This is a genomic window from Amycolatopsis sp. NPDC004368 (assembly GCF_053602515.1).
In genome coordinates, this window is record NZ_JBSGDT010000001.1 from 229,446 (window position 1) to 246,098 (window position 16,653).

15 protein-coding genes and 1 pseudogene are annotated in these 16,653 nt (G+C 71.6%); 1 reads left to right on the forward strand and 15 read right to left on the reverse strand.

Features of this window, described 5'->3' with window-relative positions:
* Window positions 1-126: 126 nt before the first annotated feature.
* The 12 genes from ACWEOE_RS01040 to ACWEOE_RS01095 all read right to left on the reverse strand — a co-directional run bounded on the left by ACWEOE_RS01040 (window position 127) and on the right by ACWEOE_RS01095 (window position 10,806).
* Entirely contained in the window at window positions 127-1,149 is a 1,023-nt protein-coding gene (locus ACWEOE_RS01040) for a glycoside hydrolase family 76 protein (RefSeq protein WP_452002113.1), read from the reverse strand.
* 1,418 nt (window positions 1,150-2,567) lie between these two features.
* A complete protein-coding gene (locus ACWEOE_RS01045; RefSeq protein WP_452002115.1) occupies window positions 2,568-3,224 on the reverse strand; it encodes a TrmH family RNA methyltransferase in 657 nt (218 codons plus the stop codon).
* 16 nt (window positions 3,225-3,240) lie between these two features.
* A complete protein-coding gene (locus ACWEOE_RS01050; protein ID WP_452003300.1) occupies window positions 3,241-3,627 on the reverse strand; it encodes a DUF2784 domain-containing protein in 387 nt (128 codons plus the stop codon).
* A gap of 181 nt (window positions 3,628-3,808) precedes the next feature.
* Window positions 3,809-4,249 (reverse strand): Asp23/Gls24 family envelope stress response protein, encoded by a 441-nt coding sequence (locus ACWEOE_RS01055; protein ID WP_452002117.1) that lies wholly within the window; start codon window positions 4,247-4,249, stop codon window positions 3,809-3,811.
* A 105-nt stretch (window positions 4,250-4,354) separates the two neighbouring features.
* Window positions 4,355-4,609 carry a hypothetical protein gene (locus ACWEOE_RS01060; RefSeq protein ID WP_452002119.1) on the reverse strand — a complete coding sequence of 85 codons (255 nt, stop codon included), beginning with the start codon at window positions 4,607-4,609 and terminating at the stop codon, window positions 4,355-4,357.
* A complete protein-coding gene (locus ACWEOE_RS01065) occupies window positions 4,606-4,968 on the reverse strand; it encodes an Asp23/Gls24 family envelope stress response protein (protein WP_452002122.1) in 363 nt (120 codons plus the stop codon). The genes ACWEOE_RS01060 and ACWEOE_RS01065 overlap by 4 nt, the downstream gene beginning before the upstream one ends.
* Window positions 4,965-5,507 (reverse strand): Asp23/Gls24 family envelope stress response protein, encoded by a 543-nt coding sequence (locus tag ACWEOE_RS01070; protein WP_452003303.1) that lies wholly within the window; start codon window positions 5,505-5,507, stop codon window positions 4,965-4,967. Before ACWEOE_RS01070 ends, ACWEOE_RS01065 begins: the two co-directional genes overlap by 4 nt.
* On the reverse strand, window positions 5,504-6,052 hold the full coding sequence (locus tag ACWEOE_RS01075; RefSeq protein WP_452002125.1) for an RNA polymerase sigma factor: 549 nt from the start codon (window positions 6,050-6,052) through the stop codon (window positions 5,504-5,506). The genes ACWEOE_RS01070 and ACWEOE_RS01075 overlap by 4 nt, the downstream gene beginning before the upstream one ends.
* Before the next feature lie 80 nt (window positions 6,053-6,132).
* Complete coding sequence (gene pyrE, locus ACWEOE_RS01080) at window positions 6,133-6,696, reverse strand: orotate phosphoribosyltransferase (RefSeq protein WP_452002128.1); 564 nt, start codon at window positions 6,694-6,696, stop codon at window positions 6,133-6,135.
* 39 nt (window positions 6,697-6,735) lie between these two features.
* A complete protein-coding gene (locus ACWEOE_RS01085) occupies window positions 6,736-9,213 on the reverse strand; it encodes an ABC transporter permease (protein ID WP_452003306.1) in 2,478 nt (825 codons plus the stop codon).
* On the reverse strand, window positions 9,213-9,962 hold the full coding sequence (locus ACWEOE_RS01090) for an ABC transporter ATP-binding protein (RefSeq protein WP_452002130.1): 750 nt from the start codon (window positions 9,960-9,962) through the stop codon (window positions 9,213-9,215). Before ACWEOE_RS01090 ends, ACWEOE_RS01085 begins: the two co-directional genes overlap by 1 nt.
* A gap of 76 nt (window positions 9,963-10,038) precedes the next feature.
* Window positions 10,039-10,806 (reverse strand): SDR family NAD(P)-dependent oxidoreductase, encoded by a 768-nt coding sequence (locus ACWEOE_RS01095; RefSeq protein WP_452002133.1) that lies wholly within the window; start codon window positions 10,804-10,806, stop codon window positions 10,039-10,041.
* A gap of 55 nt (window positions 10,807-10,861) precedes the next feature.
* Between ACWEOE_RS01095 and ACWEOE_RS01100 the strand changes: the two genes are divergently transcribed.
* Window positions 10,862-11,443: a hypothetical protein gene (locus tag ACWEOE_RS01100; RefSeq protein ID WP_452002135.1), complete on the forward strand. Its 582-nt coding sequence runs from the start codon at window positions 10,862-10,864 to the stop codon at window positions 11,441-11,443.
* Window positions 11,444-11,705: 262 nt separating this feature from the next.
* On the opposite strand, the pseudogene ACWEOE_RS01105 reads toward ACWEOE_RS01100, so the two are convergent.
* The 3 genes and pseudogenes from ACWEOE_RS01105 to ACWEOE_RS01115 all read right to left on the reverse strand — a co-directional run.
* Window positions 11,706-12,413: pseudogene (locus ACWEOE_RS01105) on the reverse strand (hypothetical protein); the annotation flags it as partial.
* Between the two features lie 355 nt (window positions 12,414-12,768).
* The gene (clpB, locus tag ACWEOE_RS01110) at window positions 12,769-15,363 is read right to left on the reverse strand and encodes an ATP-dependent chaperone ClpB (protein ID WP_452002138.1); all 2,595 of its coding nucleotides are present in this window, start codon (window positions 15,361-15,363) and stop codon (window positions 12,769-12,771) included.
* A 93-nt stretch (window positions 15,364-15,456) separates the two neighbouring features.
* Complete coding sequence (locus ACWEOE_RS01115; RefSeq protein ID WP_452002140.1) at window positions 15,457-16,644, reverse strand: MFS transporter; 1,188 nt, start codon at window positions 16,642-16,644, stop codon at window positions 15,457-15,459.
* Between the last annotated feature and the right edge of the window lie 9 nt (window positions 16,645-16,653).

Below are 16,653 nucleotides of genomic sequence, written 5' to 3' on the forward strand. Positions count from 1 at the left end.
CCTCCCGAGGGGGCAGGCCCTGGACCCATTTTACCGGCCCCCACCGACAAAAAGTCGTGATCGGGGCATGGGGGCCGGAGTTGTCCACAACTCGGGGGTGCCTGTGGACAACCACGCGCACCGGCGTCAGGAAAGGGTGGCGGCGGCTTCGAGGAGCAGCCAGGCGCCGGTTTGGACGGAGAGGTCGCGTTCGGGGGCGTCGGGGCGTGGCGGGCTCAACGGTGCGGGGGTGGCCCATTCGGCGCTGAACAACGGCCCCGACGGTGTGGGGGTGGCGCCGGCCCAGCAGGCGTCGGCGCTGGTCAGGACGAGGGTGCGGGCCGTGGCGGCTTCCGGAGTGGGGAGGTGCGGGACGGCGAGCGCGAGGTAGCGGGCGAGGATGGCGGCGAAGAGACCGCCGTCGCCGCCGTTTTGGCCGCGCAGGATGCCGCCGGGGGCGAGGTGGGCGGCGACGGCGCGCACGGTGCACGCAGCTTCGTCCACATCGGACTGTTCGAGGCACGCGCCCAGGTAGACGCCCTGGCAATAAGTGAAAATGTGCTTCACGAGCTCGCCGGTGTCGACGCGGAGGCCGTCCCAGACCAGGCCGGTGGCGGGGTCGACGAGGGTGGTCGTGAGCCAGTTCGTGATCTCGCGGGCGCGCGTGGCATCGCCTTCGCGGGCGTGGAAGATGGCGGCGGGACCGTTGGCGGGGGCGTTCTTGAACTTGTCGCCGCGGCGCCACCAGATGCCGCCGCCGGCGTCGGGAGTCCAGCCGTCGTGGAGCTGGGCTCGGATGGCGGTGATGGCTTCGTCCACATTGGATAACTTGAGAGCGCGGACGCTTTGCAGGGCAAGGCCGAGCCAGGCGATGTCGTCGTAGTAGTCGTTGGTCCACTTGCCGAAGTTGCGCAACCGCATGGATTTGACGAACGCCTTGATCACCTTCGCCCGCTCGGCCCGAGGATCGCGCAGCTGGGCGTCGACGAGACTGTCGAGCAGATGCGCCTGCCACCAGTAGTTCCAGTGCCAGTGCACCCGCTGTCCGAAGTCAGGCGGCCACCCGCTGCGCCCCAGCACCGTGCCGGGCACGCCCCACACGCGCCGCAGGTGCCGCCCCCGCACGGCGCGCTCCGCCTCAGCCGCCCGCCCGGCCCGGTCGACGCTCATACTCGCGATTCTGCCCGTTCGCGCACGATGGCGCCCCCTGATGTCGGGCTGACTCCTTTGAAACGGGTTCCTGACAACCCGCCCCTACGTTCGGTGGAGCACAAGATCCACTCCAAGCTCGGGGAGAATTTCCATGAACGCCAAGAAGCTCACCGTTTCTGGTCTCATCGCCGCCGCCGCCTGCGGCGCGCTGGCCCTGTCCGGCCCGGCCGCCACCGCCGCGACGGCCAGCGCCCCGGCCCCGGCTCCGGCCGCCACCCCCGCTCAGCACCCGGCCCCAGCTCGCGACGGCGCCGCCGCGACTGCTCCGGCCCGGGGTACTGCCGCAGCGCCTGCCCGTGGCACCGCGGCTCCGGCCAGCGGCACTGCAGCTCCCGCGCGTGGCACCGCCGCCGCTCCGGTCCGAGGCACGGCAGCCCCTGCCCGTGGCACCGCCGCCGCTCCCGCGCGAGGGACCGCGGCCCCGGCTCGTGGCACCGCTGTACCCACCCCGGCTCGGCACGGTTCCGCAGCCCCCGCGCGCCGGCCTGGCATCAGCGCCCCGGCTCCCGCCCGCAGCACCGCCACCACTCCCGTTCGAGGCACGGCCGCTGCTCCCGCGCGTGGCACCGCCGCCGCTCCGGTCCGAGGCACGGCAGCCCCTGCCCGTGGCACCGCCGCTCCCTCCCGGGGCACCGCTGCACCCGCCCCGGCTCAGCGGAGTTCGGCCGCCGCCCCCGCGCGCCGGGCCGGCATCAGCGCCCCGGCCCCCGCCCGGCACCGCACCGGTGAGGCGGCGCCGGCCCACCGCTGAACCAACAACGCAACCAGGGCTGGGGTCACCACCGTGACTCCAGCCCTTTGCCTTACCCACCACCGCCCCCGCACAGGCGCGACTACACACCATCGACCACTCAGTAGTTCAGCACTTCACGCGACCGGTACCTCAGTACTTCGGCACTGCCACCAACCCGCAAATCGGCCCACTACTCCCACACAACGCTGCCGCCCCACGCGCCGGGCGGGCGTCAACGCTGCGGCGCCGCTTGGCACGGCACCGGTGTCGCAACCCCGGCCCACCGCTCAGCCAACAACGCAACTCGGGCTGGAGTCACCAACCGGTGACTCCAGCCCATTGCTTTGCCCCCGCAGCCTCGCGCGGCGCCGCCAGCCCATCAACCAGCACTGCCGCACAAAATCAGAAGTTCAGCACTTCAGTCGACCGGTACCTCAGTACTTCAACACCCCTGCCAGTCCGCAAGCCAGCCCACCACCTCGACCCCGAACACACCCGCTCCGCCCCCAGGATCACCGCAACGAACCCGAACGAGGCGCACCCACACCCACCCCCGCACCTCGATCCCCGCCTTCCACGATAAAGAATCGGGGTGCCCTCGCCCCACCCCAAGCGCAACGATCCGCGCAGCGAGTCGAGCACCTCACCAAGACCGCGACAAATCCGCATGCTCCCGAACCCAAGCATGCATCACAATCCCCGCCGCAACCCCGGCATTGATCGACCGCGTACTCCCGAACTGCGCGATCGACACCACCATCGACGCCGCCTCTTGCGCCTCCGCGGACAACCCGGGCCCCTCCTGCCCGAACAACAACACACACTCCCGCGGCAACGACGCCACCTCCACCGGCACCGACCCCGGCGTGTTGTCCACCGCCACCACAGCCAACCCAGCCCCAGCAGCGAACGACACCAGCCCCGCCACATCCTCGTGGTGCCGCAAATGCTGATACCGATCCGTCACCATCGCCCCCCGACGGTTCCACCTCCGCCGCCCCACGATGTGCACCTCAGCCGCGGCAAAAGCGTTGGCCGTGCGGACCACGGTGCCGATGTTGTGGTCGTGCTGCCAGTTCTCGATGGCCACGTGGAACGAGTGCCGTCGGGTGTCCACATCGGACACGATCGCCGCGCGGGTCCAGTAGCGGTAGGCGTCGACGACGTTGCGGCGGTCGCCGTGTTCCAGCAGCTCGGGGTCGTAGCGGGGATCCGTCGGCCAGTCGCCCGGCCAAGGGCCCACGCCGACCGGTTCGCGACCCACCCACTCGGTCGGTCCGGCCTCGATGTCGTCCGTCACGAGGGACGATTCTCGCTCAGCCCATGCTGACGCGGTGAGTCGGAGTGTCGTCGTGGCGGTGGCGCCAGCGGACGTAGGCACCGACGTAGGAGAAGATCACCAGCGCCAACGCGATGACGGCGACGGCCGGCAGCATCGAACGCGGCACGACCGTGTCGTACAGGTAGTAAGCGTTGAAGCCGCCGGGCAGGTCACCGAGCCCCTGCTGGTGCCTGAAAAAGTTCTCCGCCGCGGTGAGCGGGCACGGGATCGGCGCGACGTTCACGAGCACGCCCCAGAACGCGAAGAACACGTGCACGAAGGCAACCCGTGGCCAGCGCCACGCCAGGAAACCGCCGAGCCCGATGAACAACAGGGCGAGGATGTGCACCGCCACCGTCACGTCGGCAAGGAAATGCGCCACCGAAGCGTTCACCACCGCCCCCTTCCCCACGGCTTCTACCAGCGACGTTACTCCGGTAACCGCGCACGGGCAGGCAAAAATTCCTCACTCACTGTGATGTTCAACCCAGGAGAGCAACGCATTCACCCGAGGGGTAACGGAGTGGTCACTCCGGGTACGACGGCCGCGCCGGAAAGATCCCTCAGCGCACCCGATCGCTCGTGGTGGGTTCTTCGTCCGCGCTCGGGATGTGGACGTCGCCGACGCTGATGTTCACCTCGACCACCTCCAGCCCCGTCATGCGCTCGATCGCGCCGATCACACTGCGTCGCACCTGGCGGGAAAGGTCCGCGATCGGCACGCCGTACTCGACGACGATCTCGAGGTCCACCGCCGCCTGCTTCTCGCCGACCTCCACGGCCACGCCCTGCCCCGCACTCGCCGACGCACCCGGAATGCGGTCGCGCAGCGCACCCAGCGCCCGCGCGGCCCCACCGCCCAGCGCGTGGACGCCCGGCACCTCGCGCGTGGCCAGGCCGGCGATCTTCTGCACCACCACGTCGGCGATCGTGGTCGTGCCCTGGCCGGTCACCAGGCCCGGCGCCACGACGAGGTCGACGGTTTTCTCCGCAGTGGCAGTCATCAAGTTCTCCCTCGAATCGGCTTGGGGGACAACGCTTTCCTTCCCCGTCTCCCCCTCGACACAGCGGCCCGGTGATCGTCACGACCCGATCGTGTGACAGGACGCTCAGAACGCGGCAGCGTCGACATCCGTGACGATCAGCCGCAACGGAACGTCCGCCCACTCCGTGCCCGCGAGCACCGGCCGCACCACGGCCTCCGCGTGCGCCAGCAACGGCGGCAGCGGCAGCCGCGTGGCGATCAGCCGGATCTGCACCGCCTCCGGCCCCAGATCCACGGCGGAGAGCCGGTTCCGCTCGACCGCGGGCCGCAACCCGGCCACCTCGCCCAGCGCCTCGACGATCCGCAGACCCACGCTCACCGGCGCTCCAGCTCGATATCCACAATGGACACCACCACGGAGTCGACCGCCAGCCCGGTCTGCTCCGCCACCCCGCGCACCACGGACCGCTGCACCGCCCGGCCCACGGCGGCGGCCTGGTCGAACGCCGACGTCACCACGTCGACCTCCACCGACAGCCCGCCCTCGCCGCTGCGCACGCGCACGCCGTCGATCGGCGCCGGGTCCAGCCCCTGCCAGCGCCCGCGCGCCGCGCGCGTCCACGCCGTGACGAGGCCACGCAGCCCGGGTTCGAGGCGCACCACACCGGGGGTGTCGAGCGCTGCCCGCGCCGCGACGCTCGCGACCACCGGGTCGGTAATCACGTATTCGGCCGTCATTCCCCGTCCTCGTACACGTCTTCGACCAGCAGGTCGAGCTTCGCGAGCGAAAGCCCGACGCGTGCGGCGGCAGCCGCCGTGACGCGTTCGCGCACGCGGGCCAACGTCTCGGCGCCCGCGACGTTCCCCAGTCGCACCGCGAGAGTGAGCTCCACCTCGACCGCCGGTCCGACCGTGCGCACGCGGCAGCGGCGGGCCCGGACGTCACCCGCGGAATCGGCGGCGTAGCGCAGCACCACGGCCACGGCCGCCTCGCTCACCTCGACCCGCCCCGGCTCCGGCGTCGGCAGGTCGAGCATCTGCCCGCGCCGCGCCTCGGCCCGCACGGCCGACATGATGCGCCCCACCAGGCCCGGCGGCACGGGATCGGGTTCGGCGACGAGTTCGGCCGTCGCCGCGCGCAGAGCCAGCAGGCTCGCGCGCGCGGTGCCGCAGTGGGGGCAGGTGGCCTCGTGCTCGTCGAGGTCCACCGAATCCAGCCGGTCCCAGAGCTCTTCCAGGTCCCGGCCGCACGGGAGCTCGTAACCGGTGTCGTTCACCGCCACGGCTTCATCACCTCCGCCAGCTGAGCGCGAGCCCGGGCGATGCGGCCCCGCACGGCCACGGGGTTCACCCCGACGACCTCGGCGATCTCGTCGTAGGAGCGGCCGTGGACCTCACGCAGGAGCCAGCACACGCGCTGCGGCGGCGTGAGCTGCTGCAACGCCGCGTTGAGCGCTTCGAGCTGCCCGTTGACCTGCGCCGCGCGTTCCGGCTGCACGTCGGCGCGCGGCGACTCGGCCAGCTCGAGGTCGACGTCGGCTTGCGGCCGACGCGCGCGGATCACGTTGAGGCAGCGGTTCGCGGTGCTGCGGTAGAGCCAGCCGACGAACGCGCTGTCGTCGTTGAGCTGCCCGAGCTTGCGCCAGGCGCCGAGGAACGTCTCCTGCACCACGTCCTCGGCGTCACCGCGGTGGTTGAGCATCTTCACGGCGAGCCGGAACATGGGCGCCTGGTACCGCAGCACGAGCTGCTCGTACGCCCGCACATCGCCTTCGCGGGCGCGGCCGACCAGCGTCGCGTCGTCGAGCTCCGTCGAGGTCACGGCACCCCCTTCCACCAGGGGGACACCGGCGAGGGGTGGTTCGTCACGCACGCATTCTCGATGATCTTCGAGAATCGCGCTCAGCTCAGGCCGAGGTCGTCCTTGCTCAGCACGTAGCGGTATTCGAGGCCTTCCTTCTCGATGGCCTCGCGCGCGCCCGTGTCGCGGTCGACCACCGTCGCGACGCCGGCCACGATCGCCCCGGCCTCACGCAGCGCTTCCACGGCCGTGAGCACGCTGCCGCCCGTGGTCGAGGTGTCCTCGACGGCCAGCACGCGCTGCCCGCGCACCTCGACGCCCTCGATGCGGCGCTGCATGCCGTGTTCCTTCACCGCCTTGCGCACCACGAACGCGTCGAGCACCATGCCGTCGCCCGCCGCGGAGTGCAGCATCGCCAGCGCGACCGGGTCGGCGCCGAGGGTGAGGCCGCCGGCGGCGACGTAGTCCCAGTCGGCCGTGAGCTGCCGCAGCAGCTTCCCGATCAGCGGCGCCGCCGCGTGGTGCAGGGTCGCTCGGCGGAGGTCGATGTAGTAATCGGCTTCCTTGCCCGACGACAAGGTCACCTTGCCGTGCACCACGGCCAGTTCGGAGACCAGCCTGGCCAGTTCCAGCTTCGCGGTTTGATCCAACCCGGGGTACGCCACGGCCGAGAGTCTTACACACGCCCCCGACAAAGCCGCTCGTCACTCGCCGAGCGCGACGGCCGTCACGGGCCGCGCCCGCGTGGCCACCCAGGCCGGCACCAGCGACGCGACCAGCGCGAGCACCGCGGCCGTGGCCACCACCGTGAGGTACACCCCGACCGGTCCGATGGGCAGCGGTGAACCCGTGGCCACCAGGCAGAACGGCACGATCGCCCCGGCTGACACGACCGTGCCGAGCACCACGCCGATCGTCGCGATCAGGCCGCCTTCGACGCCCGCCATGCGCAGCACCTGCGTGCGCGTAAAGCCGCCGAGACGCTGCAGGCCGAACTCGCGCCGGCGCCGTGAGGTGGCCATCACCAGCGTGTTCACCACGGAGATCACGGTGTAGCCGATGATCATCCCGACCATCAGGTAGTTCACCCACGCCCCCACCTGGTCGCCGGACGCGTGCGCCGCGAGCAGCGACGCGCGGTCGCCCACGGACACCGGCTGCCCGGCGGTGGCGGCGGTGAGGTTCGCCGTGAGCCGGGCCTGGTCGACGCCCGGCGCGGCGCGCACCAGCACCTGCGCCGCGAGGCCCGGGGTGGTGTGGGCGGCGAGCAGATCCGCGGGGAACAGCAGCGTCTCGAAGCCGGTGGGCTGGTCGACGAGCGCGACGACGCGAACGGTCACCTCGACCCCGTCACCGAGACGAAGCGTGACGGGGTCGCCGAGCCCCCGGTGCAGCCCCGCGGCCACGGTGGCGGGCAGCGCGACGGTGTCGCCGGTGAGCGCGTCGAGGCTGCCCGCGGTGACCTTCGCCGACGTCGTCTGCGCGGCACTGCCGGCGGTGAGGCCCAGCGCGGGGCGGCCGTCGTCGTCCTGGCCATCGTCGAAGGGCCCGGTGACGAAGACCGTGCTGGTCACGTACTCCGACGCAGCGGCGACGCCCGGCGTGGCGTGCACTTGCCGCAGCAATTCCGGGCTGACGCCGGCCGGCGCGGCGACCACGGCGTCGGCCCGCAGGTCTTCGGTGAAGGCCTGCTGCGACACGGCTTGTGTGGTGGTCTGCAGGTAGATGTTGGCGGTCGCGATGCCCACCGCGAGCATGATCGGCGTGACCGCTCCCGAGACCCGCGTGGCGGCGGAGCGCGTGTTGGCGAGCGCGAGCCACCCGGTGACGCCGCCGAGCAACCGGACCGGCGCGTGCAGCAGCACCGCCACGACCTTCGTCACGCCGGGGCTGATCGCCGCGACGCCGATCGCCCACAGCATCACCGCGGGTCCCGCCGTGCTGGCCGCGACGGGACCGGTCATCACCGCGAGCGTCACGATCACGAGCGCCGTGCCACCGCCGAAGCTGAGCAGGGCCACGATCAGCCGCAACGGCGTGAGCCACCGGCGTTCGACACTCGCCTCCGCCAGCGCCTCCGTCGGCCGGATCCGGCTCACGCGCCGGCCGGCGACCACGGCCGCGAGCACCACGGCGAGCACTGTCGCCCCGGCGGCGACCACCATCGGCAGCCAGCCCTGGTGGAACCGCACGACGTCGGGGACCACGCCCGCGTTCGTGAGCCGCTCGAAGAGCCAGCGGCCCAGCAGCGGGCCGAGCGCGGCCGCCGCGGCGATGGCGAGCAGGCCGATCACCACGGCCTCGCCGAGCACCATCCGGCGCAGCTGGCGCGGCGACGTGCCGATGGCGCGCAGCAGCGCCAGCTCACGACGGCGTTGCTGCGTCGCGAGAGCCAGTGTGCCGGCCACGACGAACAGCGCCACGAGCACGGAAAGCCCACCGGAGACGGCGGAAAGAGCGACGAGGTCGGTGCCACTGGCGTCGGCCTGCGGGAACTCGGCGCGGCCGCGGTCGTCGCCGGTGAGGGCGACGATGCCGGCGCCGAGGTTGAGGCTCGCGGCGACGGTGGCGGGGTCACCCGTGGTGAACACGCCGAAGTCGTCGACCTGGTTTCCGTTCAGGCGCACGGCTTCGGCGGGGGTGAAGAAGACTATCGGTGTGTCGGCAGCGGCGATTCCGGCGACGCGGTAGGTGCCGGTGGTGCCGCGGGCGGCGAGCCGCACGGTGTCACCGAGCTTCGCGTTCACCCCGGCGACGACGATCTCGCCTTCGCTCGGCGCGTGCCCGGCGGTGAGCGCAGTGGAGGCCCAGCCGTGGCCTTCCGCCGGACCTTGCCGCAGCACTACGGGCACGGTCACGTCACTGACCACAGTGGACACACCGGGCGTCGCGCGGATCCGGTCGGCCAGCGCCGGGTCGAGGTGCACGCGTTCGGGCAGGGCGGCGCTCTCGGTCTTGTCCTTCTCGTCGTCCGGGCCGCGTTTGGACAGTTCGAACTCCTGCTGTCCCGCAACCACGATCGGCGCGGCTGCCAGCCGTTGCGGTGGCGCATCGGCCCGGATGCCCGTCTCCATCAGGCCACCACACGCCGACACGATCACCGCGCCGAGGAACGCGGCCACGAACGTCGCGAGGAAACCGCCTTTGCGCAACCGCAGCGTGCGCAGCGCGAGCCCGAGCATCACGCGCCCCCGACCGCGACGGTGCCATTGCCGGCCCACGCGCCCAGGTGCGTCATCCGCGCGGCGACGGCCTCGGGCCTCGGGTGCACGAGCTCGCCGGCGACGCGGCCGTCGGCGAGGAACACGACCCGATCGGCGTGTGCGGCGGCGACCGGATCGTGCGTCACCATCACCACCGTGAGCCCGCCGCGCACGGAATCCCGCAGCAGGGCAAGCACTTCCGCGGCGGTGCGCGTGTCGAGGGCGCCGGTGGGCTCGTCGGCGAAGAGCACGGCGGGCCGGGTGACGAGCGCCCGCGCGATGGCCACGCGCTGCTGCTGACCGCCGGACAGCTCACCCGGGTGGTGGCGGCGCCGGTCCGCGAGGCCGACGTGCGCGAGTATCCGCGCCACCAGCTTGCGGTCCACCCGGCGCCCGGCCAGGCGCAGCGGCAGCACCACGTTCTGCTCGACCGTGAGCGCGGGCAGCAGGTTGAAGGCCTGGAACACGAAGCCGATCCGGTCGCGGCGCAGCTTCGTCAGCCGCGTCTCGGAGAGCTGGGCGAGGTCGTGGCCGTCGAGGTGCACCGAGCCCGCCGTCGGGCGGTCGAGCCCCGCGGCGCAGTGCAGGAACGTGCTCTTGCCCGATCCCGAAGGCCCCATCACGGCGGTGAACCCGCCCCGCGGGAACACCAGGTCCACGCCCGCCAGAGCGGTGACCCGTCCGTAGTCCTTGCGCACGGCGCTCAGCCGCACTGCCTCATCCGTCATGGGGAAAACGCTAGGCAGCGACGGCGGTTTCCACCCTGGTGCCACCTCGCCGAGCAGGGGTGGGGGCAGCCCTACCTCACGTGCGAGCGCGGTTGCCGAACCCGGCCGACAGCCGGCGCAGCACCCCGCGCGGCAGCAGACCCGTCGCGGCGACCAGCGCCTTGTACTGCAGGCTCGGCACAGAGATCACCTTGCCGCGGCGCAGGTCCGCGAGCGCTTCGGTCACGACCTGTTCCACGCCCAGCCAGAACGCCTTCGGGGCTTCCTTTTCCAGGCCGGCGCGTTCGTGGAACTCGGTGGTGGTGAAGCCGGGGCAGAGCGCCATCACGCGCAGGCCGGGTGGCAGGGAGGTCGCGATGCCTTCGGTGAACGACGTGACCCAGTTCTTGCTGGCCGTGTAGGTGGAGCCACGGCCGGAGAAGAAACCGGCGACGCTGGAGACGTTGATGATGTCGCCGTGGCCGCGCTCGACCATGCCCGGCAGCGCGGCGCGGGTGAGGCGCAGGACGGCGGTGACGTTCACATCGAGCTGGCGCTGCAGCGCGTCTGGGGAGATCTTCCAGAACTCGCCGGAGAGGCCGAAGCCCGCGTTGTTGATCAAGAGGTCGACGGGGTTGTCTTCCAGGTGGCGCTCGACCTTCGCACGTCCGTCTACTTCGGACAGGTCGGCGGAGAGCACGGTGGTTCCGACTTGGTGGCGCTCGGCCAATTGGCGGGCGAACGTTTCCAGGCGCTCCTCGTCGCGCGCGACGAGCACCAGGTCGTGCTTCTCGGCGGCGAGCGTGCGCGCGAACTGCGCTCCGATACCCGCGGTGGCTCCGGTGATCACGGCAGTGGAGGTCATGGTGCGAACCTACCTGCAGTCGCGTTTGTCCGAGTGGCGAAGTATGGTCCGGCGCATGGGCAAGCACACCCAGCGAAAGCCCGGCTACCTCCCGAAGGTGGCCGCCGGTGCGGCACCCCTCGCACTGCTGCTCGCCGGCCCCGCGTCCGCGGCGGCCGACCCCACACTTCCCCTCGACGGCCTGCCACTCGACCTGCGGCACGGCGGTCCCGACCACTTCGCGCCGGCTTCGGTTTCCGGGGTCCGTGGCACTGCGTCCGACGCCGTGCGGATGCCGCCGTGCGCGGGGTCCGCGCTTCGACCGCCGGCGTCCGAGGCCGAGAGTGACGGCCTTTCAGATTCACTCACAGCGGTGAAAGCGGCCAACGGTTCTTCGCCCGTGGCCGCGCGTCGAGGTGGTTGGCGGCCCTACGGGGTGGACGCGCTCGCGGACCCCTCCGGCGGCGCGGGACGGTTCACGGGTGACCTCCACGGTGGCGTGGTGGCACCGAACTCGGGGGCGGGGCAGTTCGCGGGTTCGCTGGATCTGCCCGAGGCCGTGGGACCGGTTTCGGAGTTCTTGCTGACCGCGCAGTCGTTGCCGCGCAACGGTTTTGAGGATCCGGCTCCGGCCCGGGTGGGACCTCCGCGCGGGTGAACGTGAAACCGGCCGCCCCCCGGTGTGATGGGGGCGGCCGGTTTGCTTGCGGGGCTCAGTCTTCGTCGAGGTCCGGGTCGGGCTTCTGCGAGGCGGCCGGGACGGCGCCGAAGGTGCTCGGGCCGCTGCTGGGGGCCCGGGGTTCCGGCGGGGTGTCGGCGGCCGGGCGGGTTTCGACGGGGGTGGTCGCGCGGGTATCTGCTGCGCGGGTGTCGACCGGCGTCGTCGCGCGGGTGTCCGCCGGGGACGGCGCGCGCGTGGCCGAGCGGGGCTCCGCGGCGGCCGGCGCGGGTGTGCCGGCGGCGGGGGTCCAGGTGCGGCCGGTGTCGTAATCCTCGTCGAAGGGGTCGACGATGTCGGCGATCTCGCCGAGGTCGCGCAGGAGGCGTTCGAGGCGCGAGGGGCCGGCGTTGGGCACGACGCTCGCCAGCACCCACTCGTTCTCGAGCCAGGCGACGCCGACGTCACCGCCCAGCTGGTCGGCCGCGTCCACGAGTTCCTGCGTGATGACCTGCCGCGCGCCCTCGGAGTCGTCGGCGAACGCGTAGCGCTGACCGATCGGGCCGAGCATCTCGGGCATGTTCTCGCGCTGGAACGGCACGCTCGACAGCCACATCTCCACCGGCACGCGGTGCGTCTTGTTGCAGCGCACGGCCACGACGGTCGCCGGAATCTGCCCCTCCGACTCGATGTCGAAGATGAACACGGGCCGCCGCCCGTCGGAGGTGAACGTGGACCCCGCGACGACGTTCACGGCCGCGTCGGCACCGAAGTAGCCGATCGCACCGCCGGACCACTGCCGGGGCAGCCGCTCGTCCTCCTCCACGAACTGCCAGCCGCGCAACTGGGCCCAGCGCATGCGCTCACGGTTGCGCGAGCCTTCCTTCGCCCGGTCCGCCGCGAGCAGGCCGAGCCCCGCCACCAGCGCGACGGCGGCGATGACGAACCAGATCCACGCCGAGATACCCACGTCGGTCAGCGTATCGCTGCCAGGCCTCTACTCCTGAAAGCCCGCACCGTGTCGGCGCGCCCCTTTCGAGGCGAACAGGGACGCGGAGGTCGACATATCGGCATGTCTGCCGGATTTTCACCGGGTGGAGCCGCCGGGAAAGGCACGAAGGGACCACTCGCTCGACACGGCGCGAAAGGCCCAACCGGGACGCGGACCGAAGCGCGAGCGGTCCGCTCGCGCCGCTGGACCGGACGCGAAAGGGCCGGTCGTGCGCCCGTGACGAGCACGAGAGGACCCGTCGAGCACGGATCCGACACTCGAACGCAGAACGGCCCTCCCACCGAAGTGGAAGGGCCGCTCTGCGTCGGAACCGTCAGACCCGGTCGACCGTCAACGTGTCGCCGGCCTCCAGGGCCGGGATGTCGACCCGCACGGTGTCGCCGTCGCGGATGTCGCCCGAGAGCAGCTTCTTCGCCAGCTGGTCGCCGATCGCGGACTGCACCAGGCGGCGCAGCGGCCGAGCGCCGTAGATCGGGTCGAAGCCGTTGAGGGCGAGCCACTCGCGGGCGCCGTCGGTGACCTCCAGGTGCAGCCGGCGCTGGGCCAGCCGAGCCGAGAGCCGGGCGACCTGGATGTCCACAATGGACGTCAGCTGCTCGGTACCCAGGGCGTGGAACACGACGATGTCGTCGAGCCGGTTGAGGAACTCCGGCTTGAACTGCCGCTGCACCACCTCGAGCACCGCGTCGCGGCGCTGCGCTTCGTCCAGCGACGGGTCCGCGATGGCCTGCGAGCCGAGGTTGGACGTCAGGATCAGGATGGTGTTGCGGAAGTCCACCGTGCGGCCCTGGCCGTCGGTCAGGCGACCGTCGTCGAGCACCTGCAGGAGCACGTCGAACACGTCGGGGTGCGCCTTCTCGACCTCGTCCAGCAGCACGACCGTGTAGGGGCGCCGCCGGACGGCCTCGGTGAGCTGGCCGCCCTGGTCGTAGCCGACGTAGCCCGGAGGGGCGCCGACCAAGCGGGCCACGGAGTGCTTCTCCGAGTACTCGCTCATGTCGATGCGCTGCATCGCGCGCTCGTCGTCGAACAGGAACTCCGCCAGGCCCTTGGCCAGCTCGGTCTTGCCGACACCCGTGGGGCCGAGGAACAGGAACGAACCCGTCGGCCGGTCGGGGTCGGCGACGCCCGCGCGGGCGCGACGCACCGCGTCGGAGACGACCTGCACCGCCTGCTCCTGACCGATCACGCGGCGGCCGAGCTCCTCCTCCATTCGGAGCAGCTTGCCCGTCTCGCCCTCGAGCAGCCGACCGGCGGGGATGCCGGTCCACGCCGAAACCACGTCCGCGACGTCGTCGGCCGAGACCTCTTCCTTCAGCATCACGTTCTGCTGGCTGGCCTCCGACGCGGCCGTGGCCGCCTCGAACTCCTTCTCCAGCGCCGGAATTCGACCGTAACGCAGCTCGGCGGCCTTGCCCAGGTCACCGTCGCGCTCGGCGCGCTCCGACTCGCCGCGCAGCTGCTCCAGCTGCTCCTTGAGCTCCCGGACGCGCTCGATCGAACCCTTCTCGTTCTGCCAGCGCGCGGTCAGCGCCGTGAGCGTCTCGCGCTTCTCCGCCAGCTCGGCGCGCAGCACCGACAAGCGCTCGGCAGACGCGGCATCGTCCTCCTTGGACAGTGCCATCTCCTCGATCTCCATGCGCCGCACCGCGCGCTCGACCTCGTCGATCTCGACGGGGCGGGAGTCGATCTCCATGCGCAGCTTCGACGCGGCCTCGTCGACGAGGTCGATCGCCTTGTCCGGCAGGAAGCGGGCGGTGATGTAGCGGTCCGACAGCGTGGCGGCAGCGACCAGCGCGGCGTCGGTGATGCGGACACCGTGGTGCACCTCGTAGCGCTCCTTGAGCCCACGCAGGATCGCGATCGTGTCCTCCGGCGACGGCTCGCCCACCAGCACCTGCTGGAAGCGCCGCTCCAGAGCTGCGTCCTTCTCGATGTGCTGGCGGTACTCGTCGAGCGTGGTCGCGCCGACCATCCGCAGCTCACCGCGCGCGAGCATCGGCTTGATCATGTTGCCCGCGTCCATCGCGCCCTCACCGGTGGCGCCGGCGCCGACGATCGTGTGCAGCTCGTCGATGAACGTGATGACCTCACCGGCCGAGTCGGTGATCTCCTTGAGCACGGCCTTCAGCCGCTCTTCGAACTCGCCGCGGTACTTCGCGCCGGCCACCATGGACCCGAGGTCCAGGGCCACCACGCGCTTGCCGCGCAACGACTCCGGCACGTCGCCGGCGACGATCCGCTGGGCCAGGCCCTCGACGATCGCCGTCTTGCCGACGCCCGGCTCACCGATCAGCACCGGGTTGTTCTTGGTCCGCCGCGAAAGCACCTGCACGACCCGACGGATCTCCGCGTCACGGCCGATCACCGGGTCGAGCTCACCCGCGCGGGCGCGCTCGGTCAGGTCGACGCCGTACTTCTCCAGCGCCTTGAACGTGCTCTCCGGGTCGGCGCTCGTGATGCGCGCCGACCCACGCACCTTGGCGAACGCGTCGCGCAAGGCTTCGGGCGTCGCGCCGTGGCGCTTGAGCAGCTGTGCGACCTCGCCACCCTCGGTGGCCAGGCCGACGAGCAGGTGCTCGGTCGACACGTACTCGTCACCGAGTTCGGTGGCGAGCTTCTGGGCGTGCGTCAGCGACTTCACCGCGTTCGTGTCGAACTGCGGGCTCGACACGGTGGCGCCCGTCGCGGACGGCAACGCGTGGATGATCGGGTCGAGTTCCTTGTGCACCACTTCCGGGTCCGCCCCGACCGCGGTCAGCAGCGGTGCGGTCAGTCCCTCACCCTGCGCCAGCAGGGCGCCCAACAGGTGGGCGGCCGAAACGTGCGGGTTGCCGGCCATCGTGGCCGCCTGTGCCGCCGACGAGATCGCCTGCTGGGTCTTCGTGGTCGGGTTGAAAGCGTCCATCCCTCACCTCATGTGCTCTGTGAAAGTCCAGGTGACAGCCCCGACCAAGGGCCATCGACTTGTACAACGTCAGAAAACTTGAGTCTGTTCCGCTCAACTCTGAACCGGTGTCACCGCATCCGCCGGCAGCCTCGGTCCCAGCCTGCCCAGCCCCGCCACGGCGAAGCAAGCGCAAGCACCGACCAGCACCCAGGGTAACCAGGCCGACACGGCGAACAGCGACACCACCGCCGGTGCCAGCACCTGCGCGACGGTGAACGCGTACTGGAACGCTGCCAGGTACCGGCCCTTCGCTTCCGGCGGGGCCGCGGCCTCGGCCAGCGCGCCCGAGCGCGGCCCGAAGACCAGGTCACCGGCAGCGTAGACGAGCGTCGCGGCCAGCAGGTACACCACCTGCCAGCCGCGCGGCACGACCAGCGCCCCCAGGCTGACCATGCACCACGCCGCGAACAACGCCGAGCCTCCCCGCATCGCGGCGATGCGGTTGAGCCGGCGCGTGAGCCGCAACGCGATCGTCCCGCCGACGCTGGTGACCACCGTGAGCAGGAACAGGATCGCGCCCGGGAGCCACCGCGGCCCGTGCAGGAGGTCGAGCACGAACACCGGCGTCCCGATCAGGAAGAAGTCCAGCGACAGCCCGAACATTCCGCTGAACAGGATCAACGCCAGGTACGGCCGGTTGCGCAGCACTCCGCTGGGCGCCTTCGTGTACGACGTGCTGCGCCGCCGCGTCCGCACCGCGCCGGCGATGAGCGCGGCGGCCACCACGAACGAAACGACGTCCACCGCCAGCACCACGGTGTACCCCCCGTCGCCGATCCAGATCAGGATCCCCGACGACGTCAGCCCGCCGAGCCCGAAGCCGCCCGCACGCACCATGCCGACCTCCGCGAACGGCCGGTCCTTCGGCACATCGCCCGCGACGTCGGCGATCAGCGCGTACAGCGAGCTGTAGAAGAGCTGCTGCCCGGCCGCCAGCAGGATCGCGGCCACGACCACCTCGGCGACACCGTCGGAGATCAGGTACGCCACCGCGCCCGCGGCCTGCAGCAACTGCGCGCCGACGATCACCGCGCGCGGCCCCGTGCGGTCCACCAGCCGACCCGCGAGCGGCGGCACGACGAGCCCCGCGACCGTGCCCAGCGTGACGGCGGTGCCCGCCAGCGCCAACGGGACGCCCACCACCCGCGTCACGTAGACCAGCGCGAGCGGCAGGAACAGGCCCGAACCGAAGTTGTCGATCCCCAGCGCGCACAACAACGCGACCCGGCTGCGCGTCACGCCCAGGAC

Excerpts from the sequence above, each read along its gene's own strand:
- ACWEOE_RS01040 (WP_452002113.1), bottom strand. The coding sequence starts at position 1,149 with ATGAGCGTCGACCGGGCCGGGCGGGCGGCTGAGGCGGAGCGCGCCGTG.
- ACWEOE_RS01055 (WP_452002117.1), bottom strand. The coding sequence starts at position 4,249 with ATGACTGCCACTGCGGAGAAAACCGTCGACCTCGTCGTGGCGCCGGGC.
- ACWEOE_RS01065 (WP_452002122.1), bottom strand. The coding sequence starts at position 4,968 with ATGACGGCCGAATACGTGATTACCGACCCGGTGGTCGCGAGCGTCGCG.
- ACWEOE_RS01085 (WP_452003306.1), bottom strand. The coding sequence starts at position 9,213 with ATGCTCGGGCTCGCGCTGCGCACGCTGCGGTTGCGCAAAGGCGGTTTC.
- ACWEOE_RS01090 (WP_452002130.1), bottom strand. The coding sequence starts at position 9,962 with ATGACGGATGAGGCAGTGCGGCTGAGCGCCGTGCGCAAGGACTACGGA.
- ACWEOE_RS01095 (WP_452002133.1), bottom strand. The coding sequence starts at position 10,806 with ATGACCTCCACTGCCGTGATCACCGGAGCCACCGCGGGTATCGGAGCG.
- ACWEOE_RS01100 (WP_452002135.1), top strand. The coding sequence starts at position 10,862 with ATGGGCAAGCACACCCAGCGAAAGCCCGGCTACCTCCCGAAGGTGGCC.
- clpB (WP_452002138.1), bottom strand. The coding sequence starts at position 15,363 with ATGGACGCTTTCAACCCGACCACGAAGACCCAGCAGGCGATCTCGTCG.